Source organism: Streptomyces sindenensis (assembly GCF_014649035.1).
Lineage (GTDB): Bacteria > Actinomycetota > Actinomycetes > Streptomycetales > Streptomycetaceae > Streptomyces > Streptomyces sindenensis.
On record NZ_BMSG01000011.1, the window covers coordinates 1 to 20,735 of the forward strand.

20 protein-coding genes and 1 pseudogene are annotated in these 20,735 nt (G+C 69.4%); 8 read left to right on the forward strand and 13 right to left on the reverse strand.

Annotated elements, in window-relative coordinates:
- Positions 1-205: 205 nt before the first annotated feature.
- Positions 206-640, forward strand: coding sequence for a hypothetical protein (locus IE145_RS14500; RefSeq protein ID WP_189525469.1), 435 nt, complete (start codon positions 206-208; stop codon positions 638-640).
- Between the two features lie 311 nt (positions 641-951).
- Positions 952-1,724, forward strand: a pseudogene (locus tag IE145_RS14505) (transposase).
- A gap of 161 nt (positions 1,725-1,885) precedes the next feature.
- Here IE145_RS14505 and IE145_RS14510 read toward each other — a convergent pair.
- The gene (locus tag IE145_RS14510; RefSeq protein ID WP_189525470.1) at positions 1,886-2,914 is read right to left on the reverse strand and encodes a glycosyltransferase family 2 protein; all 1,029 of its coding nucleotides are present in this window, start codon (positions 2,912-2,914) and stop codon (positions 1,886-1,888) included.
- 204 nt (positions 2,915-3,118) lie between these two features.
- Between IE145_RS14510 and IE145_RS14515 the strand changes: the two genes are divergently transcribed.
- Positions 3,119-4,651, forward strand: a complete 1,533-nt coding sequence (locus IE145_RS14515; RefSeq protein ID WP_444545678.1) for an LCP family protein — start codon at positions 3,119-3,121, stop codon at positions 4,649-4,651.
- A gap of 64 nt (positions 4,652-4,715) precedes the next feature.
- On the opposite strand, the gene IE145_RS14520 is transcribed toward IE145_RS14515, so the two are convergent.
- Positions 4,716-5,285, reverse strand: coding sequence for an acyl-CoA thioesterase (locus IE145_RS14520; RefSeq protein WP_189525471.1), 570 nt, complete (start codon positions 5,283-5,285; stop codon positions 4,716-4,718).
- A gap of 117 nt (positions 5,286-5,402) precedes the next feature.
- Here IE145_RS14520 and IE145_RS14525 point away from each other — a divergent pair, with 117 nt between their 5' ends.
- Positions 5,403-6,716: an LCP family protein gene (locus tag IE145_RS14525; protein WP_189525472.1), complete on the forward strand. Its 1,314-nt coding sequence runs from the start codon at positions 5,403-5,405 to the stop codon at positions 6,714-6,716.
- 79 nt (positions 6,717-6,795) lie between these two features.
- Here the strand turns inward: IE145_RS14525 and IE145_RS14530 are convergent, their stop codons facing one another.
- The gene (locus IE145_RS14530; RefSeq protein ID WP_189525473.1) at positions 6,796-7,842 is read right to left on the reverse strand and encodes a DUF5954 family protein; all 1,047 of its coding nucleotides are present in this window, start codon (positions 7,840-7,842) and stop codon (positions 6,796-6,798) included.
- A 423-nt stretch (positions 7,843-8,265) separates the two neighbouring features.
- On the opposite strand from IE145_RS14530, the gene IE145_RS14535 reads away from it, so the two are divergent.
- Positions 8,266-9,336 (forward strand): hypothetical protein, encoded by a 1,071-nt coding sequence (locus tag IE145_RS14535; RefSeq protein ID WP_189525474.1) that lies wholly within the window; start codon positions 8,266-8,268, stop codon positions 9,334-9,336.
- A 14-nt stretch (positions 9,337-9,350) separates the two neighbouring features.
- On the opposite strand, the gene IE145_RS14540 is transcribed toward IE145_RS14535, so the two are convergent.
- From IE145_RS14540 to IE145_RS14570, 7 genes are all read right to left on the reverse strand, one after another.
- Positions 9,351-9,947, reverse strand: a complete 597-nt coding sequence (locus IE145_RS14540; protein ID WP_189525475.1) for a hypothetical protein — start codon at positions 9,945-9,947, stop codon at positions 9,351-9,353.
- A 19-nt stretch (positions 9,948-9,966) separates the two neighbouring features.
- On the reverse strand, positions 9,967-10,569 hold the full coding sequence (locus IE145_RS14545) for a hypothetical protein (protein WP_189525476.1): 603 nt from the start codon (positions 10,567-10,569) through the stop codon (positions 9,967-9,969).
- 19 nt (positions 10,570-10,588) lie between these two features.
- Positions 10,589-11,182 carry a hypothetical protein gene (locus IE145_RS14550; RefSeq protein ID WP_189525477.1) on the reverse strand — a complete coding sequence of 198 codons (594 nt, stop codon included), beginning with the start codon at positions 11,180-11,182 and terminating at the stop codon, positions 10,589-10,591.
- A 2-nt stretch (positions 11,183-11,184) separates the two neighbouring features.
- The gene (locus IE145_RS14555) at positions 11,185-13,428 is read right to left on the reverse strand and encodes a DUF6571 family protein (RefSeq protein WP_189525478.1); all 2,244 of its coding nucleotides are present in this window, start codon (positions 13,426-13,428) and stop codon (positions 11,185-11,187) included.
- Between the two features lie 12 nt (positions 13,429-13,440).
- On the reverse strand, positions 13,441-13,899 hold the full coding sequence (locus IE145_RS14560; protein ID WP_189525479.1) for a hypothetical protein: 459 nt from the start codon (positions 13,897-13,899) through the stop codon (positions 13,441-13,443).
- Between the two features lie 97 nt (positions 13,900-13,996).
- On the reverse strand, positions 13,997-14,803 hold the full coding sequence (locus tag IE145_RS14565; protein ID WP_189525612.1) for a class I SAM-dependent methyltransferase: 807 nt from the start codon (positions 14,801-14,803) through the stop codon (positions 13,997-13,999).
- 29 nt (positions 14,804-14,832) lie between these two features.
- A complete protein-coding gene (locus tag IE145_RS14570) occupies positions 14,833-15,312 on the reverse strand; it encodes a hypothetical protein (protein ID WP_189525480.1) in 480 nt (159 codons plus the stop codon).
- A gap of 159 nt (positions 15,313-15,471) precedes the next feature.
- Here IE145_RS14570 and IE145_RS14575 point away from each other — a divergent pair, with 159 nt between their 5' ends.
- Positions 15,472-16,044 carry a dihydrofolate reductase family protein gene (locus IE145_RS14575; protein ID WP_189525481.1) on the forward strand — a complete coding sequence of 191 codons (573 nt, stop codon included), beginning with the start codon at positions 15,472-15,474 and terminating at the stop codon, positions 16,042-16,044.
- 22 nt (positions 16,045-16,066) lie between these two features.
- Here IE145_RS14575 and IE145_RS14580 read toward each other — a convergent pair whose 3' ends face one another.
- The gene (locus tag IE145_RS14580; RefSeq protein WP_189525482.1) at positions 16,067-16,591 is read right to left on the reverse strand and encodes a P-loop nucleotide/nucleoside kinase family protein; all 525 of its coding nucleotides are present in this window, start codon (positions 16,589-16,591) and stop codon (positions 16,067-16,069) included.
- 9 nt (positions 16,592-16,600) lie between these two features.
- Complete coding sequence (locus IE145_RS14585; protein ID WP_189525483.1) at positions 16,601-17,275, reverse strand: class I SAM-dependent methyltransferase; 675 nt, start codon at positions 17,273-17,275, stop codon at positions 16,601-16,603.
- 98 nt (positions 17,276-17,373) lie between these two features.
- Between IE145_RS14585 and IE145_RS14590 the strand changes: the two genes are divergently transcribed.
- The gene (locus IE145_RS14590; protein WP_189525484.1) at positions 17,374-17,952 is read left to right on the forward strand and encodes a maltokinase N-terminal cap-like domain-containing protein; all 579 of its coding nucleotides are present in this window, start codon (positions 17,374-17,376) and stop codon (positions 17,950-17,952) included.
- Between the two features lie 69 nt (positions 17,953-18,021).
- On the opposite strand, the gene IE145_RS14595 is transcribed toward IE145_RS14590, so the two are convergent.
- A complete protein-coding gene (locus IE145_RS14595; RefSeq protein ID WP_010059900.1) occupies positions 18,022-19,179 on the reverse strand; it encodes an acyl-CoA dehydrogenase in 1,158 nt (385 codons plus the stop codon).
- A 207-nt stretch (positions 19,180-19,386) separates the two neighbouring features.
- Here IE145_RS14595 and IE145_RS14600 point away from each other — a divergent pair, with 207 nt between their 5' ends.
- On the forward strand, positions 19,387-20,730 hold the full coding sequence (locus tag IE145_RS14600; protein WP_189525485.1) for a UDP-glucose dehydrogenase family protein: 1,344 nt from the start codon (positions 19,387-19,389) through the stop codon (positions 20,728-20,730).
- The last annotated feature ends 5 nt before the right edge of the window (positions 20,731-20,735 follow it).

Genomic DNA, 20,735 nt, shown 5'->3' on the forward strand with positions numbered 1-20,735 from the left:
CATGACGTCAATCGCCAAAGCTGTCCTCACACTGGAGCGGCAACGCTGAAGAAGCTCACTGAGTGGGACTCGCAGTCACCCCCTCATACTAGAATCAGTCATTCTACGGCTATTTTGAGCCAGTACCACCAAGGGGCATTCTTTCGAACTAAGATTCGCAGCACTTGTGCACTCTGGTCAAAATCTCACATAAGGAGCACCACGCATGAAGCACAGACTTGCCAGAATCCTGACCACCGCAGCAGTACTTACTGGTGCAAGCCTCATCGCTCCCGTGGCCAACGCCGCACCGGCTGCAGCTGCCGCCGGCTGCAGTGGAACGCAGGTCGACCAATCTTCCCACTCGTACGGCGGAGAAGTGATCGCTGTCGTAGGGCTTTACTGGGACGGAACTAATAACTGCGTGATTGCCGACAAAAAGGGTTCGTACTACGGAGTTAGTTCAAAGATGACCCTCGCCCTCGAAACCCAGAAGGGCACGTCTAATTCAGATTCCGGATTTTTCAGTTACTACGCAGGTCCAGTGAAGCTCAACGGAAAGAATACTTGTGTCGCTTACGAGCTAGTTATGTACAAGCCTGGTGGGCGGGATGTCATTCAGCATCGCGTACCGGTCCGCGGCTACTTCCACTGCGGCTGATCCGGAGACGGGCCGCCTCGCCGGTAAAGGGAAGCGCGGCCCTCTCCGACGTCGTCAAGCACAGCAAATAAGCTCCTAGCCATTTCAAGCACGATCATTAAAACGGCGCTTACCACGAGGTGAGACTCTTTACCGCCCCTTCCTGAGGGAGCTGATCTGCGGCCCTGGGAGGCTCCCTCCACACCTACAACGACGGCTATCAACACCGCACTCGACGGAAGGCCGCTTATCGCTCACGTCAGCGACCCTGCGGATCTATACACCTAAGGGGTTGTCCCGTAATGTCTGGTCACAGGTGAGATGATCTTGGTGTGGCTGGTGTGATCACGGCGTCGGAGCCGTCCTGGATAACCTCGTTCACCAGACTGAACCCGCGCTGCTCCGGCAAGTTGATGACCGTGGGTCCGCCGCGAGATCGTAGACGAGCTGCGGCGCGGTCGGTCGTGGAGCCTGCCGTTGGAAGACCGGGTTCTGTTGGTCGCGGCTTACTGGCGCACGAACTTGACGCTGCGTCAGCTCGCCCCACTCTTCGGCATCTCGAAGTTCGCGGCCGACCGGATCATCGACCACCTCGGCCCGAAACTCGCACTCCAACCGCGCGAGCGGTTCCGCATAGACGCCGTGCTCATCGTGGACGGCACTCTGGTGCCCACCCGCGACCACACGACCGCCGAGCAGTTGAAGAACTACCACTACTCCACGAACCACCAGGTCGTCATCGACGCCGACACCCGCCTGGTCGTCGTGGTCGGGCCGGCCCTCACCCGGCAACCGCAACGACTGCAAGGCGTGGGAGGAATCCGGCGCGAAGGACGCCGTCGGCAAGACGATGACCATCGCCGACGGCGGCTATCCGGGCACCGGACTCGTCATGCTGCACCGCCGGGCGAAGGGACAGGCCCAACTCCCGGACTGGAAGCAGCAGCACAACCACTCCCACAAGCAGGTTCGCGCTCGCGTCGAGCACGCCTTCGCCCGTATGAAGGGCTGGAAGATCCTGCGCGACTGCCGCCTCAAGGGCGACGGCGTGCACCACGCGATGCTCGGCATCGCCCGCCTGCACAACCTTGCGATCGCCGGCTGAGCGAACCACCCGACCAAGGGCCCCTTGTCCCCGTCCACCGAAGATCATTTACGGGACAACCCTTAGGGGGTGAGTGGGATCCCGACTACCTGTCTCCGGCCGCCCACATCTTGTGGGAAGTCCGCATGTGGGGGGGCCTTCTAGCACTCTCCCCGCTATGTTCAGACGGTCTCGCTGCTGCCGGTCATCGCCGGGCGGCGGCTCGCGATGACCCGCTTGGCCAGGGAGCGGGGGCTGGTGAGGAAACCGAAGCCCCAGCACATGTGCATGGTCGCCAGCGCCACCGGGATCTGGGCGCGGGCCTTCAGCGAGAGCCCCTTGCCCGCGGGCAGCGACCCGGCGACGATCGCGGCGACGTAACCGCCGGGGACGACCAGCGCCCACGGGGTGACGGTCGCGCCGAGCACCAGGCCCGCCACGATGGCGACGACGGCGGTCGGCGGGGCCAGGTAGCGCAGGTTGATCGAGCCGGCGTGGTAGCGGGCGACGACGTGGCGCCAGCGGCCGTAGTCCTTGTACTGCTTGGCGAGCGCCTTGACCGTGGGGCGGGGGCGGTACTGGACCTTCAGCTCGGGCGAGAACCAGATCAGCCCGCCGGCCTCGCGGATGCGGAAGTTCAGCTCCCAGTCCTGGGCGCGGATGAACTCGACGTTGTAGCCGTCCGCCCTCTCCAGCGCCTCGCGGCGGAAGACGCCCAGGTAGACGGTCTCGGCCGGGCCCGCCTGGCCGCCGGTGTGGAAGGCCGCGTTGCCGACGCCGATCTTCGAGGTCATCGCGGCGGCGACGGCGTCCTCCCAGGCGTTCTCGCCCTCGGCGTGCATGATGCCGCCGACGTTCTGCGCGCCGGTCTCCTCCAGGAGGCGCACGGCGGTGGCGATGTAGTTCGGCGAGAGCATGCCGTGGCCGTCGACCCGGACGACGACCGGGTGGCGGGAGGCCTTGATCGCCGCGTTGAGCGCGGCGGGGGTGCGGCCGGTGGGGTTGGGCACGGTGTGGACGCGGGGGTCCTCGGCGACCAGCTCGGCGGCGATCTCGTCCGTCCGGTCGGCGGAGGGGCCGAGCGCGATCACGACCTCCATCTCACCGGGGTACTCCTGCTCCAGGATGTGCCGGACCGAGTTCCTGAGATGGCGTTCCTCGTTGAGCACCGGCATGATCACGGAGACGGCGGGGTACTGCGCGGCAGACATGTGGTCCTCGGGGGGTCCTCGGGGGCGCCGGGGGTTTCGTACCCCAGGAGGCGGCTCGGTTTTCGGCCGCCACGTTACCGCGAATGGGGGACACCGGTGCGCGCCGCCGGGTCGCGGGCGGGGGCGGTGGTCGTATGGGCCTACCGTGCGATGGTCCGCTTGCACCGCAGAGGTGTCTCCCTTGCACCCCGGAGGTGTCTCCCCGTGCCCGAACCGCAACAACCGCCGCAGCGCCCGCCGCGCCCCCGCGCCACTCCCCCGCGACGCCGCCCGCGGCAGGGCGCCCGGCCACCGCAGGGCACCCGGCCGGTCCGGTCCCGGAAGCAGGACGAGCGGCCGCGCTGGGGCATGCGGGTGGCCACGGGTCTCTCGGTGCTGGTGCTGGGGGCGGGCGGGATCGGTCACGCCGTGGTGAGCGGCCTGGAGGGCGGGATCGGCCGGGTCGATCCGTTCCGGGACATGAAGAACCGCCCCGAGGGGGGTCACGGCACGAATCTGCTGCTTGTCGGCACGGACGGCCGGGACACGATCACCAAGGCGGAGAAGCGGAAGTACAAGCTCGGTGGCGCGCCCTGCCACTGCACGGACACGATCATGCTGGTCCATCTGTCGGCCGACCGGCAGCGGGCGAGCGTGGTCAGCCTGCCCCGGGACAGTTACGCCGAGATGCCCGCCCACACCGACCGCACCACGGGCAAGCACCACGCCGGCCACCCGGTGAAGCTGAACGCCGCGTACGCGGAGGGCGGGCCCGCGCTGACCGTGCGGACCGTCGAGAACATGACCAAGGTCAAGATCGACCACTATCTGGAGGTCGACTTCACCAGCTTCATGAAGACGGTCGACGCGGTGGGCGGGGTGAAGATCTGCACGGCGCGGCCGATGAAGGACGCGTACACCGGTCTGAACCTGCCCGCGGGCACGCATGAGCTGGACGGCGGTCAGGCGCTCCAGTACGTCCGCTCGCGCCATGTGGACGTGGCCGCCGACCTGGGCCGGATGGAGCGCCAGCAGAAGTTCATGGCGGCGCTGATCAAGCGGGTCACGAGCAGCGGGGTGCTGCTGAACCCGGTGAAGTTCCAGCAGGTCTCCGGCTCGGTGCTTGGTTCCGTCCGGGCCGACAAGGGTTTCGGTACGGAGGAGATGCTGGCGCTGGGCAAGGCGATGAAGGACTTCGGGCCGGCCTCGTCGGAGTTCACGTCCGTGCCCGTCGGCAATCCGAGCTTCCCGGTCAAGGGCATCGGCTCGACGGTGCAGTGGGACGCGAAGAAGGCGAAGAAGCTGTTCCAGGCCCTGCGCGAGGACAAGCCGCTGGCCCCGGCGAAGCCGGAGCCGAAGCCCGCGGCGGGCCCGCAGCAGCCGCCCGCGAAGCTGGTCGACGTGGCGCCGAAGGACGTGCGGGTGCAGGTCTACAACGGGACCCCGAAGGACGGCCTGGGCCGGACGGTGGACGAGGCGCTGCGCGCGACCGGGTTCACCACGACCGAGGCCCCGCTCAACGGGGAGGTGCGGGAGCTGAAGCGGACGCTGGTGGAGTACGACCCGCGCTGGGACCGGTCGGCGAAGTCCCTGGCCACGGCGTTGCCCGGGAGCGAGCTGAAGGCGGTGAAGGGCCAGGGTCCGCAGATGAGGGTGACGGTGGGGGCGGACTTCACGAAGGTGCAGCGGGTGAAGGCGGAGCCCCGTGAGGCGGGCGAGTTCGCGACGGTGAGGGGCGACGAGGTGGTGTGCCCGTAGGGACGGGTTGCCGGGCCTGCTGCCAGGCCTGTTGTCGGGCCTGCTGCCGGGCCCGCCCCCGGCCTCAGTCGTCGAATCCCTCGGCGGCGCGCTTCTCGCGCAGTTCCTTGATCGCGCGGCGGCGGGCGAGCCGGTGGGTGCGCCGGATCTGTGCCTCCTGGTAGCGCCGGTTGTCGCGCTCGGTCTCGGGGATCACCGGCGGTACGCGGCGCGGCTTGCCGTCCCCGTCGACAGCGGCGAAGACCAGATAGGCGCTGCCGACCTGCTGGGCGGGGGTGGACTCGTTCCAGCGTTCGGCCATCACCCGGACGCCGACCTCCATGGAGGACCGGCCGGTCCAGTTGACCTGGGCCTTCACATGGACGAGGTCGCCGACGCGGACCGGCTCCAGGAAGACCATCTCGTCCATCGAGGCGGTCACGGCGGGCCCGCCGGAGTGCCGGCCGGCCACCGCGCCCGCGGCGTCGTCGACCAGTTTCATGATCACGCCACCGTGCACCGTGCCGAGGAGGTTGGTGTCGCTGCCGGTCATGATGTGGCTGAGGGTGGTCCGGGACGCCGCGGTCGGCTTGCCCGGAAGCTCATCCTCCGCACGATTGGCCGGATCTGTTACGCCAGTGGCCTGATCTGTCATACCGTCCACCTTATGCGGGGTCCGCGCTCCCGCAGAATGCATCAGGTTCGCAACAGCCCTGGTGCGATTTCCCTTACACCCTGTAATTGCCATGGGCCGGGGCGGCACACTGTTCGGATGAACGATTGGCCCGATCGACGGACCGGTGACCGCAGCGAACGCTACGGGCGGGGCAGCGCCAGCCCCCAGCCCGAGGGCGCCCGGTCGATGCCGCACGTCCAGCGCCGCCCGGCCCAGCCCCGTACCCCGCAGCGGCCGCAGGTTCCGCCGCAGAGCCAGGGGTACGACGACCGCTACCAGGGCGGCGGCTACGGCAACGGCCCCGAGCCCGGGTACGACAGCGGCTACAACACGGGCCAGGTCTACGGATCGGGCAGCGGCGGCTCCGACGGCCGGGGCGGCGGTGGCCGTCGCGGCGGCGGTGACGGAGGTTACGTCCAGGGCCGCCCGGCTCCGGACTGGCGGCGCCGGATCAAGCTCGGCGCGCTGACCCTGGTGGTCGTGGTGCTCGCGGTCTCGATCTCGACGTACTTCTGGGCCGACTCGAAGCTGAAGCGCGAGGTGGACCTCTCCAAGGTCATCGAGCGGCCGGAGTCCGGCGACGGCACGAACTACCTGATCGTCGGGTCCGACAGCCGCGAGGGCATGTCGGCCGAGGAGAAGAAGCGGCTGCGCACCGGTTCCGCCGAGGGCAAGCGAACCGACTCGATGATGATCCTGCACGACGGCTCCAACGGCCCGACGCTGATCTCGCTGCCGCGCGACTCCAACGTCGAGATCCCGTCCTTCAAGGGGTCCGAGTCCGGGAAGATGTTCCAGGGCACCGGCCGGCAGGTGAAGCTGAACGCCGCGTACGCCGAGGACGGCCCCGAACTCCTCGTCCGCACGGTCGAGTTCAACACGGGTCTGCGCATCGACCACTACGTCGAGATCGGCTTCGGCGGCTTCGCGAAGATCGTGGACGCGATCGGCGGGGTCGAGCTGGACATCCCGAAGGCGTTCAAGGACAAGAAGTCGGGGGCCGACTTCCAGGCGGGCAAGCAGACGCTGAACGGCGAGCAGTCCCTCGCCTTCGTCCGCACGCGGTACGCGTTCGCGGGCAGCGACCTGGACCGCACGAAGAACCAGCAGAAGTTCCTCGCGGCGCTGGCGAGCCAGACGGCGACCCCGTCCACGATCATCAACCCGTTCAAGCTGTACCCGACGATGGGCGCGGGCCTGGACACGCTGATCGTGGACAAGGACATGTCGCTCTGGGCGCTGGGCAACATGTTCTTCGCGATGAAGGGCGTCACGGGCGGCGACGGTACGTCGATGAACATGCCGATCTCGGGCAGCGTCGGCGGGAACCTGGTCTGGGACAAGGCCAAGGTGAAGCAGTTGGTGCAGCAGCTGAACAACGACGAGAAGGTCACGGTCAAGGGCAACTGAGGCCGTTTGAACACCCGTTGAGGGCTCCGGGCGATTGCCGCCCGGAGCCCTTTCGCCGTCCGTGGGCGCCTTCGACGCGCTACGTGCCGTAGGTGATGTTCCCGCGCTCGTCCATGGGGGGATGCAGCTGGGAGGGGCCGTACTCGTCGACGTCGGACGGGCGAGGCGTCTCCGGCCCGTCGGGCCCGATGCGCATCATGCGCTCGGCCCGGATCACCTCGAACCGCTTGCCGCGCACGAAGAGTTCGTTGGGCCGACGGCGAGCCATGAACTTCTTCGCGGCCCGCTCGTTGACGGCCGCCTCCTTCTCGTCCACCTTCATCCACGCGGGCAGCTCCGGCATGCCCGGGAGGTCCGGCAGTTCGGGAAAGGGCCGGGTCAGGTGGTCGACGAGGGCGCGCCGAGCGCCCTGCGGGGTCGAGTGCTGCCCGGTCACCATCGACCAGGACACCTCATTGCGCTGCACCACCCGGAACGTCGTCGGAAGGAGCACGACGCCCGGGTGAGTGGTCAACGCCCTTTGGGAATCGGCCCGCACGTCGGCGGGGAAGCGCTCCGCGGTGTAGGCGAGGTGGAGCAGTTCGACCCGGCCGATCCCCTCGCTCAGCCCGACGGCGGCCGCGTGGTCGACCACGAAGCCCTCGGTGCGGCAGGGGTCGGGGGCGTCCAGGTCCCAGCCGTCGTCGTCCGGGTCGGTGGCCCGGGGCGGCTCCAGGCTCCCGTCGCCGATCCGGGTGAACTCGTCGGCGCGCACGACCCGGTAGCGCACGCCGCACGCGGATACCTCGTCGACCTTCTCGGTCTCCAGCCGCGCCACGGCCGCCAGCAGCGACCGCCGCTCGGCCGGATCGTCGGTCTCGTCCTTCGCCTTGAACCAGAGGTGCGAATTGAGCTCGTCACGGACCATCTGCGGGAACCCGCTGTCGAGTTCACCCATCAGCCGCCAGCGCGGCCGGTCCCCGCGCCGCTGCTCGGCCAGCCCGAACAGCGGCCCGCGGACGACGATGTTCGGGTACTTGCGGGCCGAGGCGAACGCGTCCGCCTCGGTGACCTCGAAGACCGGATCGTCGTGGTGGGTGACATTGATCGTGAGATGGTCCGGCGACTTCCCCGGGTGATCGTCCATGCACTCAGTGTGCCGAAGGGGGCTGTCGGTGTCAGGGTTTCCGCTTTTCCGCAGCAAAGGCGGGTGCCTCACCTGGCTCACACCGGGTCGTGGCTCCTCACGACCCGGTCATGGCCCACCGGATCGTGGCCGACCGCGACGCGGTGGGGCGCGACATCAACTACTTAAAGAACCAGGAGAAATAACCCAACCCCGCCCCACCTGATCCCGGTGGTCAGCTGCGCGAGGGCTCGTCACTCGCGCGGGTGAGGTTTGCCGACTGAGCTGGATTCCGGCCCGGTTGGCAGGCATATGCTCGCGCTGATCGACCTTCGATCGCCTGTCGATCGCCCGTCGATCGACCTATCAGACATCGAACAGCCCCCGGCCGGGACGGCAATCCCGAACCGAGGGCCTAGCCACCAAGGAAGACACGACTTCCCGATGGATACCCAGCACGATAACGCCCTGGCCCATGCCCTGGCCGCAATTCCCGGGCCCGTCCCGCCCTCCGGCGTCATTCACGTCGTGATCCCGCACACGAGCCGGTTCACGGTGGTCGGCAACCACCTCGCCCAGCACGCCGAGCTGTCCCTCGTCGCGATCGGGGTCGGCGTCCACATCCAGTCGCTGCCCGCCGGAGCGGAGGTCGGGATCAAGGCGCTCGCGGCCCGCTTCCCCGAGGGTGAGGTGAAGATCGCCCGCGCCCTGCGCGAGTTGGAGGCCCACGGCTATCTGCACCGCACCCGCGTCAGACTCGCGAAGGGCCGGGTCGCCACCCGCACGGTGTTCTGCAACCAGCCGGGGGCGGTGCTGCGGGGTGGGGTGGTGCCCGTGGTGGGTCCGGCGGTACGCGGCACCGGGCGCGCGCCCGCGCCCACTCCCGTACGGGAACACATCCGCGCACTGGAGCCGGAGCCCGCCGCCGTACCGGAGGAGCCCCGACCTGTGCCGAAGCAGGTCGGCGTCCGGGAGGAGCCCCGACCTGTGCCGGAGCACGTCGGCGTCCGGGAGGAGCCCCGACCCGTGTCGGAGCACGTCCTCGTACCGGAAGCGCTGCCCGCCCCGGTCCGCTTACCGGCCCGGACCGCGCCCACCCAGCCGCGTAGGCCGCTCCCCCACCCCCACGCACCCACCCCGGAGCTGCGACAGACCGCGTCCGCGTTCCTCGCCGATCTGCGGCGTCACGCCGAGGAGTTGGTGCTCTCGGAGCGGGACGTCGAGGAGCTGGCGCCCGGGGTGGCCGCCTGGCTCGAACGCGACGCGACCCTCGACACGATCCGGCGCACCCTCACGGCCGACCTCCCGAAGCCGCTGAAGCACCCGGCGAGGCTTCTCAGGCACCGCTTGACGGCCCTCCTGCCGCCCCCGCTCCCCGGCATCCACGCTCTCGCGCCACCGCGCCGTGCGCAGGTCACCCCGTTCCAGACCTGCGACGGCTGCGAACGGGCCTTCCGCTCCCACGACCCGGGCCACTGCCGCGACTGCCGGGCCCAGTACGGGGAGGCGGCCTAGCGGGCAGGGCACGGTCAGTCGGCGCAGCCGTACCGCTCGGCGAGCCTGGTGGCCACTTCCCGCATCACGGTCGCGTTGTTGCGCGTCGCGGTGTCCGGGTCGACGGGCGGCTTCTCTCCCCGCCGGTACAGGCGTTCCTCGTCCTGCGAGGGCACTTCGAGCGACGCCCTGATGTGCGGGGCGTCCGAGCCCATGCGGGCGGCGCAGCCGGTGGGCAGGGTGACCTCGGCCCGGTCGGGGAGCGCCCAGCCGGTGAACCCGGCACCGAGAGGGACGGAGCCCTTCTTCGCCCCGGAGGCGCTCCGTGCGCCCTCGACGACCAGTTTGTAGACGCCGCGCCGCTTGGCACTGTCCTGGCCGGCGCGCAGCACGTGGCACTCCTTGAACACCGCGGAGTCAGTGGTGCTGCCCTTGCTCTCCCACGCGCCCGCGCTGACCTCACCCCCCTGGCCGTCGTCGATCAGCTCCGCCGTCTCCCGGCTGAGCGCACCATGACACAGGCTCTGCGGCAACGGCGGCTTCTCCACGTCGTCAGGCCAGACACTCGCCACCACCACCGCCACCCCGGCGACACCGAGCGTGACGGTCAACGGCAACCACTTCTTGTCCATCGGTCCTTCCGGGTGGCCGTCAGGCAGCGCAGTCGTAACGCTTGGTGAGCCTTGCGGCCACCTCCCGCATCACGGTCACGTTGTTGCGCAGGGCGACATCCGCGTCCACAGGCCGCTTCTCTTCCAGCCTGGCCAGGTTCTTCTCGTCTTGCGAGGGCACGTCGAGCCACACCCTGATGTACGGGGCGGTCGAGCCCATCCGGACGGGGCAACCGGCAGGCAACGTGACCGCGGCCTCTTCGGGGAGCGCCCAGCCGACAAGCCCGGAACCGAGAGAGGTGGAACCCTTCTTTCGGCCGGGAGGGCTAGGAGTGTCCTCGACGACCAGCTTGTAGACCGTGCGCGGGTTGTCGCTCTCGTCGTACGGGTTCGCGCGCAGCACTCGACACGCTTTAAACACCGCGGTGTCAGTGGTGCTGCCCTTGCTCTCCCACTCGTCCGTGCTGATCTCGCCCCCCTGGCCGTCGTCGATCAGCTCCGCCGTCTCCCGGCTGAGCGCACCATGACACAGGCTCTGCGGCAACGGCGGCTTCTCCACGTCGTCGGGCCAGACACTCGCCGCCACCACCGCCACCCCGGCAACGCCGAGCGTGATGGTCAACGGCAGCCACTTCTTGTCCATCGGTCCTTCCGGATGGCCGTCAGGCAGCGCAGTCGTACTGCTTCGTCAGGCTTTCCACGGCCTCAAGGATCACCGTGCGGGAGTCCTTCATCAGGGACGCGTAGTCCCAGTCCCGTCCGACGAGGGTGACCGGTGAGAGCTTCAGGGTGACAGTGATGTACCGCGCGTCGGGCCGTTTCATCTCCTTCGCGCAGCCGTCAGGCAGTTGGACCTCGCTCTGCCGCTGGCCCACCCAGCCCGTGAGTCCACCCTTGACGGGGGTGGCGCCCTTCGGCCGGTCGTTCAGTGTGTCGGTGGGCCGCACGTCCAGGGTGTACTGGAGCCGCGCGCTGCTCTTGTCATCGGCGTTCTTCCGACTGACGAAACAGATGGTGGAGAAGATCTGGTCCGCCGCCTTGGCCGCGGACCCGGAACTGTCCGGGATGGACTCCTCGACCACGACGGCACCGCCCTTGCCGTCCTGGATCAGGCCGGCGGTCTGCTCCGTAAGCATTCCGAGACACAGATTCTGCTCGCGCAGCTTCTTGAGCTCCGTCGGCCAGAGCTGAACCGTCGCGACGACCGCCGCCGCGACGACGAGCACGGCGGGCAGGAGCAGATGCTTCTTGTTCATGGCTACGGCTGCCCCATCTTCTTCTGGGCGTCCTCGATGCCGTACTGGTACCAATTCTCGGCAGCCGCCTGGAGATGATCCTCGTACTCGCCCGGGCTGGCGTCCAGCTCCTCCTTCGTGAGGCCCTTGTCCATCGCCGTCCTGCGCATCATGGCGTCCATCTGCTGCTCGCCGTTCTCGAAGTGGTCGACCATGTTCCTGCGGGTTTCGGCGTCGACCTTCGCGTTCAGGTCGTTCATGTACGCGGCGGTGCCGACGTCGACCGAGCGCTGAATCGCGTCACCGACGACGGGGATGGCTGTGAAGGGCGCGCCGATGGCGTGGTAGTTCATCATCTTGTTCCAGCCGTTGGCGTCCTTCTCCGCCTGGCCCAGGTCGTAGATGACATCGCCGCGCACGCCGTCGAGGTGGCCGAGCACCGACGCGGACTGCTTGATCCACGCGCGGAGCTCTTCGTCCTCCTTGCGGTACGAACTCGCCGGGTAGTCATTCATCCCCTCGGCGATCACCACCGTCTGCGACTGGTGCATGACACCGAAGGCCTTCGGGTCCTCCGCGGCGCCGCGCATGATGCGGAGGAGGTCACCCCGCTCGACTTCCAGGTTGTTGAAGTCGGTGGGCCCGTCCATCTTCTTGCCGAGTATCTGGTGGACGTCCGAGGCGTAGTCCCCGATCATGCTGCCCACGCTCGTGCGCATGGAAACAGGCACTGAACTCTGGTTCTCCGAAGCGTCCTTGCCGCTGTACTCCTTGAGAACCCGCTCGAAGATCGCGGCCTCCGCCTTGTCGTGGTGGGCGGGCGGGGCGTGCAGGGGGCTGCCCGGCTCGCGACCGGTGGCCCCGGCCTCCAAAGCGGTGCCCAGCTCGGCGCGGGCCGAGGTCCGCTTCAGGTCGTCGGGCATCTTGTCCTCGACGGCGCCTCCGGGCCATTCCCGGTCTTCCAGGAAGTATTTGAGGTTGTCGGTGGTGTTCGGGTCGAAGTAGTGGGTGGAGGCGGACGGGTTGCGGCTCATGGCGTTCAGCAGGCCCTTCATCGGGTCCTCCTGCGTGCCTTGCCAGTTCTTCATGACGCCGTCGTAGGCGTCGTCGTTGTTCGTCTCCCAGTCGCGGATCGTGTCGCCGACCTCGGTCAGGAAGGCCTCGCTGTAGACCGGGTCGCCCTTGTCCTTGTCGTACGGTGAGGCCTTCTCGTCCTCCGGGTCGTACGCCTTGTCGCCGGCGTCGGCCGCCATCAGGTCCGTCAGGTTCTTCAGGCTCGCGGCACCGCCCCCGATGGCCCCAGGGTGCTGACGGGGCAGGCCGTTGCCGTCGCGGGCCGTGGTGATGAGCTTGTCGGTCCACGCCGATGCGACACCACCGGGCGTACCGATCGAGGAGTCGGGTCCGGTGGCGGTGGCCAGGGAGCCGGACAGGGCCTTGTAGAGGCGTGCGTCGGTGCTGGAGAGCTGGCCGTCGCGGCCGCCCGACTCCAGGCTGCTGGCGAGGAGCAGAACGGCTTCCTGCTGGTCCCGGCCCCGGTAGCTGAGGTTCGTCATCAGCTGTTCGGCGAAGGCCGGGGAGTTCTTGCCCTTCTCGGCGTAGTCGAGGAGCCGCTCGCGCTCCTCGTCGTTGAGGTGCTCCCAGCGCGCGTAGAGCTTGGCGGCCTCGCGCCCGTTCTCCGCCTGCTGCTTCTCCTCGGCACGCGCCCGCTTGGCGTCGGCCAGGCCGTTGAACTCGGTGTCCCCGAAGTCGTTGGGGTGGTTGCGTATCAGCGCGCGCAGGCCCCAGGAGCACAGCTCGTCGGCTTCGTCGGCGCGCTTCAGAATGCCTTCGAGCTTGCTCCGCAGCGCCTCGAACTGGGCTTCGGTGGCGACGGGGTCGGTGCTGTCCTTCGAGCGCCGGTCGGGATGCACACGGTGGCTGAGAACGCCGTTGGGGTGAATGATGATGCCTGGCGGAGGGTTCTCGTACGCGTGCTTGAGATCGTCCTGGGCCGACTTGAAGAGGCCGTGGGCGTCCTTGAGGAGGTCACGTACGGACTCCGCCTCCTTGACCGCGTCGTCGAATTCCTTGGCGGTCTTGGTGACGAACTCCTTGGTGACGGTGGCGTTCTCCCCCTTCCACGTGGACTTGTCGGCCTTGGACTTCATCGCCTTGGCGTCGTCCTGGAGAGGAGTCTTCAGCTTGCCGATCATCTCGGTCCACTGGGTGACGGCGGTCTCCATCGGGCCGAGGCGGGCGGTGAGGAGCTGCTCGAAGGTGGGCACGGTGGCGGCTCCTTACCGGAAGTACTTGTTGAGCTGGGAGGCGGGGACGGCTCCGTCCGCTCCCGGGGCGACCGGACCGACGATGCGCAGCTGTGTCTCCAGCCACTCGTCGTCGGACTTTCTCGCCTTCTTCGTGTAGTCGAGGTGGTTGGAGATGTGAGCGCACGCCTGGAGGAGGCTCTTGACCTGCTTCTCCCAGGTCCCGATCACTTCCGTGAACGCCGCCCCGGTCGTGAACCCGTCGCCCGTGAGGCCCTTGGATGCCGTCTCGCTCGCCGTCTTCGCGTGCTTGCCCGTCGGCTCCAGCTTGTTGAACAGGCCGAACGCGGCGTGACCGATGCCCCCCAGCTCGTCGTCCTTGACCACGAAGTCTGCCGACCCCTTCGGTCCGGAACCGCCGGAGCCTGCGGCCTGGTTCAGCCTCATCGCGGCGGCGGCCTTGAGTTCGCCCCACTCCTGATCGAACGACATGCTCCACACCCCGTGTACTACCTAGAGAATCGTTTCGCGCGCGTCACCCTACCCGTGCGATTAAATGAATCTCCATTGTTGATCTCCGGCCGTCCTCCTACGCTCTTCCACTCGCCAGCAGCGCAGCGTGCGGCAGCACCAACAGACCGTCCCGCGTGCGGAATTCGGCGCACAGGCCGTCGTACGCCCGCCGAGCCGCCGCGATCCCCTCCGCGCCTCCGCTGTTGAGGACCTGGCCGATCGCGCCGATCCCCCGCTCGGCCCCCGCCCACCAGGTGTCCGGGGCGCAGCGGTGCTCCCAGGCCACCTCGGAGGACTCCGCGCCGAGGAGCCCGGCCGCGTCGAGCAGGGCCGCGAACCCCTCGGGCGTACGGGGGAAGTCGTCCTGCGGGGCGAGGGCGGGGAGCCAGGTGGGGCGGGTGAGGCCGGCAGACTGGGCGGCTCGGCCGATCAGGGTCTGGCCGGGGGCTCCGGGCGACCGCCAGATGGTGACCGCGACCCGGCCGCCGGGGCGGGTGATGCGACGCAGTTCGGCCAGTGCGGCGAGGGGGCGGCCCACGTGGTTGAGCACGAAGTTGCCGACTGCGGCGTCGAACGTGTCGTCCTCGTAGGGCAGTTCGGGGAGTCGCGCGATGTGCGCTGTGGCACTCGGTACGTTCCGGCGGGTCGCGGCCACCATGCCGGGGTCGGCGTCGGCCGCGTACACGGACGCTCCGCGTGCCCCCGCCGCCGCGCTCACGGTTCCGGTGCCGCAGCCCACGTCGAGGACGCGGGTGCCGGGCCCCACCTCGGCGGCGTCGAGGAGGGCCGGAACGGGGTGAGCGCAGAGGCGGGCGTAGGTGTCGGCGTACGCCTCGGCCTTTCCGGACCAGATGTGGCGCTCGGCGTGGTCGAAGGGGGTGATCGCGGGGGCGGTCACTTCGGTCGCCCCGGTCACAGCGTGGTCCCCTTCGGTTCGAGTTCGGCGAAGTCCTCGTGGAGGGCGTCGAGATGGCGCCCGGTCGGTGCGCCCGCCGCGTTCAGCTCCGCCAGCCGCCAGCTCGGCAGTCGCGCCTCGACCTCGGCGGGGAGCGAGCCGTCCGCCGGGTCCGCCAAGGCGTACAGCACGGCGAACGCGGTCTCCCTGGCGATCTCGCGGGCCAGCGCGCCGAGGTCCTCGGGGGTGAGGCCGGCCGCGAGGGCCCGGTCGACGGCGTCGGCCGCCGCCCCGTCGGCGCGATAGGCGTCCACCCACTGCCGGGCGGCCGTGCCCCAGGCGTCGACGTCCTGCCACACCGTCCGCAGGAGGCGGTAGCGGGCGAGCTGCGGCAGCCCCTCCTCGGCCTCGGACTCCGCCCAGTCCCGGGCGTCGGCGTCCGCCCCCAGGGCCCTGAAGAGGGCGGTCAGCCTGTCGAGTTCGGTCGCTTCGGTCATGGGGAGGGAGGCTACCGGCCGGGGGCGGGAGGCGGTCCGGCACGGTTCGACGGCATGGGACCGATGAGTTTCCGCCTGGCACGCGGTCAGTACATCCGTAAGAGTGAGAAGCGACGGCGGGCACCGAACAGGCCCGCGACGACACACCCAGGAGACCTGATGCGCACCCTGATCAGCACCGCCTTCGTTTCGCTCGACGGTGTCATGGAGGCCCCCGGCGGCGAGCCCGGCTACCGGAACTCGGGGTGGACGTTCAAGGACATCGAGTTCCTGCCGGAGGCGTACGAGCTCAAGGCCCGGGAGCAGGACGAGGCGGCGGCCCTGATGATGGGCCGGGCCAGCTACGAGGCGTTCAGTCCGGTGTGGCCGGGCATGGAGGAGTTCACCGGGTACAAGGCGATGCCGAAGTACGTCGTCTCCACCAAGCTCACCGAAGGCGACCTGGTGTCCGACTGGGGCGAGACCACGATCCTGCGGTCGCTCGACGAGGTCGCCGCGCTGAAGGAGACCGAGGGCGGCCCGATCATCGTGCACGGCAGTACCGAGCTGAACCGGAACCTCGCGGACGCCGACCTGATCGACCGGTACCACCTGCTGGTCTTCCCGGTCCTGCTCGGCGCGGGCAAGCGCCTGTTCAGCACCACGGACAAGGACCAGCAGAAGCTGAAGCTGGTCGAGCACGAGGCGTACGCGAACGGCATCCAGAAGAACGTCTTCGAGGTCGTCCGCTGACCCGTCGGGCGGGGACGGGCCGTCAGCCGGCGCGTACCCCTCGCAGGACGGTCGCCGCGACCTCGGCGGGCACGACGCCCGTGGTGTCGACCACCCGAGCCTCCCGGCGGAGCCACGGCAGAGCCCGCTCGTAGTCGGTCAGGTGGTCCAGCCGCCACCGCTCGGCACCGGCGCTGTCCGGCTTGGTGTCGGTCTCGATGCGTTCGACGAGGGTGTCGCGGTCGGTGTGGAGCAGGAAATGGTGCACGGGGACACCGGCCTTCGCCAGACCGTCGCGGATCTCCTGCCAGTACGCCTCGACCAGCACGGTCTGGGGCACCACCAGCGTGCCGCCGACGTGGTCGAGCACCTGCCGCGCGGTCTCCACGGCCAGGCCCCGCCAGGGCGGGAAGTCCTGGAAGTCCTTCTCCGGGGCGCCGAGGACGTGCCGGAGCATCCAGCCGACCGTCTCGGTGTCGAAGAGCCGGGAGTCCGGGAGGAGCGAGGTCACCTCCTTCGCGGTGGTGGTCTTGCCCGCGCCGAAGGTTCCGTTCAGCCAGATGATCACCGGTCCACCCTAGGGGGACGTGTACGGCCCTCGGGCGGGCCGCTCACGCCAGACCAGGGTGTAGCGCCAGAAGAGGCGTCGGCGCAGCCGGGCGCCGGGCAGAACGCGTCGGGCGTCGCGGACGATCTCGGCGAAGCTCATGGCCGCCGGGCGGGTGGGAGCGGTCATGGAGTCCGGCCGTGGTGCCCGGCGCCCCTTGTTCTTGATCCATGCCATGGCGATGTTCAGCGGGATCGCGGCAGCGCCGAGGAGATGGTCACCGGGGGACGCCGCCCGGGCCACACCGACGACGACCAGGGTCCCGCCCGGCGCCAGGTGCCGGCGAAAGTGGGTGAGGGCCCGGGTGAACGGCAGGTGGTGGAGGGTGGCGACGCAGGTGATGACGTCGTAGGGCCCCGGCGGTATCTCCGTCAGCGCGTCCGCGGCGGTGAACGTCACGGGGACGGCCGGGGCCGTGAGCTCCCGGGCCTTCGCGACGATGGCACGGTCGGCGTCCAGGCCCCGCACCGCCGCGGCCCGCGTGGCCAGGAGCCGGGCCAGGTCGCCGCTGCCCGATCCGATGTCCAGGGCCCTGTCGAAGCGCCGGGGGATCTGCCGCATGATCCACCGGTGGTAGTGAGCGTTATGGTCCCACGGGTGGACGCTGTGGAATCGGTCGATTGCCCGCAGGACTCGGGTCGTCATGGTCGCCACGGCACGCAGTCCATCATCCCGTTGAACGTGACGGCCAGAGGAGTCCCCGGCCGAAGTCCCCGGCCGGAGACCGACCACAGGGAGCTCGCATGGCATTCATCCACCGCACCACCATGACGCCCGGCAAGCTGGAGCTCATCACCGGCTGGCTGCCGAAGCAGAGCTGGTACGCCGGCACCGGCGGAGCGCCGGACCTGACCAGGGCCGGCGGGTTCCGGCTGGACGACCCGGAAGGGGCTGTCGGGATCGAGTTCATGGTCGTCGTGGACTCCGCCGGGCCGGATCCGGTGGCGTATCTGGTGCCGCTGAGCTACCGCGACACGGCGCTGGAGGGCGTGCCCGAAGCGGCGCTCGTCGGCACCTCCGAGCACGGCGTGCTCGGCACCCGGTGGGTCTACGACGGCGTCCACGACCCGGTGGTCCTGGCCCAGTTGAGCGCCCTGTTGCGGGGCGAAGCGGACCCGCAGCACCAGAGTCTGAGCGACACCCCCGACCCGACCGTCACCGTGCACGGAGCCGGTTCCGGCGATGGGCCGGGCGTGCGGATCCGGCGCGTTCTGCGGGCCGGTGCGGATGAGCAGCCGCCGTCGGCACACCTCGTCGCCGGTTGGACCTGGCCGGACGGGGCGGCTGCGCGGGGCGTCTTCGCGGTGGCCGCCCCTCGGTAGGGGGCGTACGCGAACGGCCCCCGTCGAGGTTCGCCGGGGGCCGTGCAACGGGCGCTGCGCGGAGGGCCGTTACGGCAGGTTGCGCGCCATGACGATGCGCTGGACCTGGTTCGTGCCCTCGTAGATCTGCGTGATCTTGGCGTCGCGCATCATGCGCTCCACCGGGTAGTCCCGCGTGTAGCCGTAGCCGCCGAGCAGCTGGACGGCGTCCGTGGTGACCTCCATCGCGACGTCCGAGGCGAAGCACTTGGCCGCCGCGCCCTGGAAGGTCAGGTCCGCGTCACCGCGCTCCGACTTGGCGGCGGCGGCGTACGTGAGCTGGCGGGCCGCCTCGATCTTCATCGCCATGTCCGCGAGCATGAACTGGATGCCCTGGAAGTCCGCGATCGGCTTGCCGAACTGCTTGCGCTCCTGGACGTACCCCTTGGCGTAGTCCAGCGCGCCCTGGGCGATGCCGAGCGCCTGGGCCGCGATGGTGATGCGGGTGTGGTCCAGGGTCTTCATCGCGGTGGCGAAGCCCGTGCCCTCCTCGCCGATCATGCGGTCCGCGGGGATGCGGACGTTGTCGAGGTAGACCTCGCGGGTCGGGGAGCCCTTGATGCCGAGCTTCTTCTCCGGGGCGCCGAAGGAGACGCCCTCGTCGGACTTCTCGACGACGAACGCCGAGATGCCCTTGGAGCGCTTGGTCGGGTCGGTGACCGCCATGACCGTGTAGTACTCGGAGACGCCCGCGTTGGTGATCCAGCGCTTCACGCCGTTGAGGACCCAGAAGTCGCCGTCGCGCACGGCCTTCGTCTTCATGCCCGCCGCGTCGGAGCCGGCGTCCGGCTCGGAGAGGGCGTACGAGAACATCGCGTCGCCCTTGGCGAGCGGGCCCAGGTACTTGGCCTTCAGCTCCTCGGAGCCGGAGAGGATCACCGGGAGCGAGCCGAGCTTGTTCACGGCCGGGATCAGGGAGGAGGAGGCGCAGACACGGGCCACCTCCTCGATCACGATGACCGTGGCGAGCGCGTCGGCTCCGGCCCCGCCGTACTCCTCCGGGACGTGGACGGCGGCGAGGTCCGACGAGACCAGGGCGTCCAGCGCCTCCTGCGGGAAGCGGCTCTCCTCGTCCACCGCGGCGGCGAAGGGGGCGATCTTCGACTCGGCGAGCGCGCGGATGGTCTCGCGGAGCATGTCGTGCTCCTCGGCCGGACGGTACAGGTCGAAATCGGTCGAACCCGCCAAGACGCTCACTCCCCAGATGCTAACTACCGTTAAGTAACTCAATTTTAGTGCGCGGACCGCCCGACGGCATACGTGGCGAGCACGTGAGCTTGCCGACAGGGGTGGGGCACGGGGGAGGTACCGGGCATATCCGGCGGTGAATTCCGGCCTCCGGGTCCCCGACTATGCTCGGTCCGCACGTCCGTCCGTACCTCCCAGGAGCACTCCATGGCCCTCAGGATCACTGTGATCGGCACCGGCTATCTCGGCGCCACCCATGCCGCGGCCATGGCCGAGCTGGGCTTCGAGGTCCTGGGGCTCGACATCGTGCCGGAGAAGGTCGAGCTGCTGTCCGGCGGGCGCGTTCCGATGTACGAGCCGGGGCTGGAGGAGATGCTCCAGCGGCACGTCGCGGGTATCGAGGGGTCCACCGGGCGGCTGCGCTTCACCACCTCCTGGGAGGAGGTCGCGGAGTTCGGCGACGTCCACTTCGTCTGTGTGAACACTCCGCAGAAGCACGGCGAGTACGCGTGCGACATGAGTTACGTCGACAGCGCCTTCGACGCGCTCGCCCCGCACCTGACCCGGCCCGCCCTGGTCGTCGGCAAGTCGACCGTCCCCGTCGGCTCCGCCGCCCGCCTCGCGGACCGGCTCACCGAGCTGGCTCCGGCGGGGGCCGGGGCCGAGCTGGCCTGGAATCCGGAGTTCCTCCGCGAGGGCTTCGCCGTGCAGGACACCCTCCATCCCGACCGGATCGTCGTCGGGGTCACGAGCGAGAACGCCGAGAAGCTGCTCCGCGAGGTGTACGCCGGGCCGATCGCCGAGGGCTCGCCGTTCGTCGTCACCGACTTCCCGACCGCCGAGCTGGTCAAGACCTCCGCCAACTCCTTCCTCGCCACCAAGATCTCCTTCATCAACGCGATGGCCGAGGTCTGCGAGGCCGCGGACGGGGACGTCGTGAAGCTCGCCGAGGCCATCGGGCACGACGACCGCATCGGGAAGAAGTTCCTGCGGGCCGGGATCGGCTTCGGCGGCGGCTGCCTGCCCAAGGACATCCGCGCCTTCATGGCGCGCGCCGGCGAGCTGGGCGCGGACCAGGCGCTCACCTTCCTCCGCGAGGTCGACTCCATCAACATGCGCCGCCGCGGCCACATGGTGGAGCTGGCCCGCGAGGCCGTGGGCGGCGGGTCGTTCCTCGGCACGCGGGTGGCGGTGCTGGGCGCCACGTTCAAGCCCGACTCCGACGACGTACGCGACTCCCCCGCGCTCAACGTCGCCGGGCAGATCCACCTCCAGGGCGGCCAGGTGACCGTGTTCGACCCGAAGGGGATGGACAACGCCCGCCGGCTGTTCCCGACCCTCGGTTACGCGGACTCGGCTCTGGAGGCCGTGCGCGGCGCGGATGTGGTGCTGCACCTGACGGAGTGGCGCGAGTTCCGCGAGCTGGACCCGGCCGAGCTGGGTGCGGCGGCCGCCCGCCGGATCATCCTGGACGGGCGCAACGCCCTGGACAGCGCGGTGTGGCGCGAGGCCGGGTGGACCTACCGGGCGATGGGCCGCCCGAAGGCGTAAGGGCC

What these genes read in the sequence shown, in the direction of transcription:
- IE145_RS14500 (WP_189525469.1), top strand. Translation starts at nt 206, where the DNA reads ATGAAGCACAGACTTGCCAGAATCCTGACCACCGCAGCAGTACTTACT.
- IE145_RS14510 (WP_189525470.1), bottom strand. Translation starts at nt 2,914, where the DNA reads ATGTCTGCCGCGCAGTACCCCGCCGTCTCCGTGATCATGCCGGTGCTC.
- IE145_RS14520 (WP_189525471.1), bottom strand. Translation starts at nt 5,285, where the DNA reads ATGACAGATCAGGCCACTGGCGTAACAGATCCGGCCAATCGTGCGGAG.
- IE145_RS14525 (WP_189525472.1), top strand. Translation starts at nt 5,403, where the DNA reads ATGAACGATTGGCCCGATCGACGGACCGGTGACCGCAGCGAACGCTAC.
- IE145_RS14530 (WP_189525473.1), bottom strand. Translation starts at nt 7,842, where the DNA reads ATGGACGATCACCCGGGGAAGTCGCCGGACCATCTCACGATCAATGTC.
- IE145_RS14535 (WP_189525474.1), top strand. Translation starts at nt 8,266, where the DNA reads ATGGATACCCAGCACGATAACGCCCTGGCCCATGCCCTGGCCGCAATT.
- IE145_RS14540 (WP_189525475.1), bottom strand. Translation starts at nt 9,947, where the DNA reads ATGGACAAGAAGTGGTTGCCGTTGACCGTCACGCTCGGTGTCGCCGGG.
- IE145_RS14545 (WP_189525476.1), bottom strand. Translation starts at nt 10,569, where the DNA reads ATGGACAAGAAGTGGCTGCCGTTGACCATCACGCTCGGCGTTGCCGGG.
- IE145_RS14550 (WP_189525477.1), bottom strand. Translation starts at nt 11,182, where the DNA reads ATGAACAAGAAGCATCTGCTCCTGCCCGCCGTGCTCGTCGTCGCGGCG.
- IE145_RS14560 (WP_189525479.1), bottom strand. Translation starts at nt 13,899, where the DNA reads ATGTCGTTCGATCAGGAGTGGGGCGAACTCAAGGCCGCCGCCGCGATG.
- IE145_RS14570 (WP_189525480.1), bottom strand. Translation starts at nt 15,312, where the DNA reads ATGACCGAAGCGACCGAACTCGACAGGCTGACCGCCCTCTTCAGGGCC.
- IE145_RS14575 (WP_189525481.1), top strand. Translation starts at nt 15,472, where the DNA reads ATGCGCACCCTGATCAGCACCGCCTTCGTTTCGCTCGACGGTGTCATG.
- IE145_RS14585 (WP_189525483.1), bottom strand. Translation starts at nt 17,275, where the DNA reads ATGACGACCCGAGTCCTGCGGGCAATCGACCGATTCCACAGCGTCCAC.
- IE145_RS14590 (WP_189525484.1), top strand. Translation starts at nt 17,374, where the DNA reads ATGGCATTCATCCACCGCACCACCATGACGCCCGGCAAGCTGGAGCTC.
- IE145_RS14600 (WP_189525485.1), top strand. Translation starts at nt 19,387, where the DNA reads ATGGCCCTCAGGATCACTGTGATCGGCACCGGCTATCTCGGCGCCACC.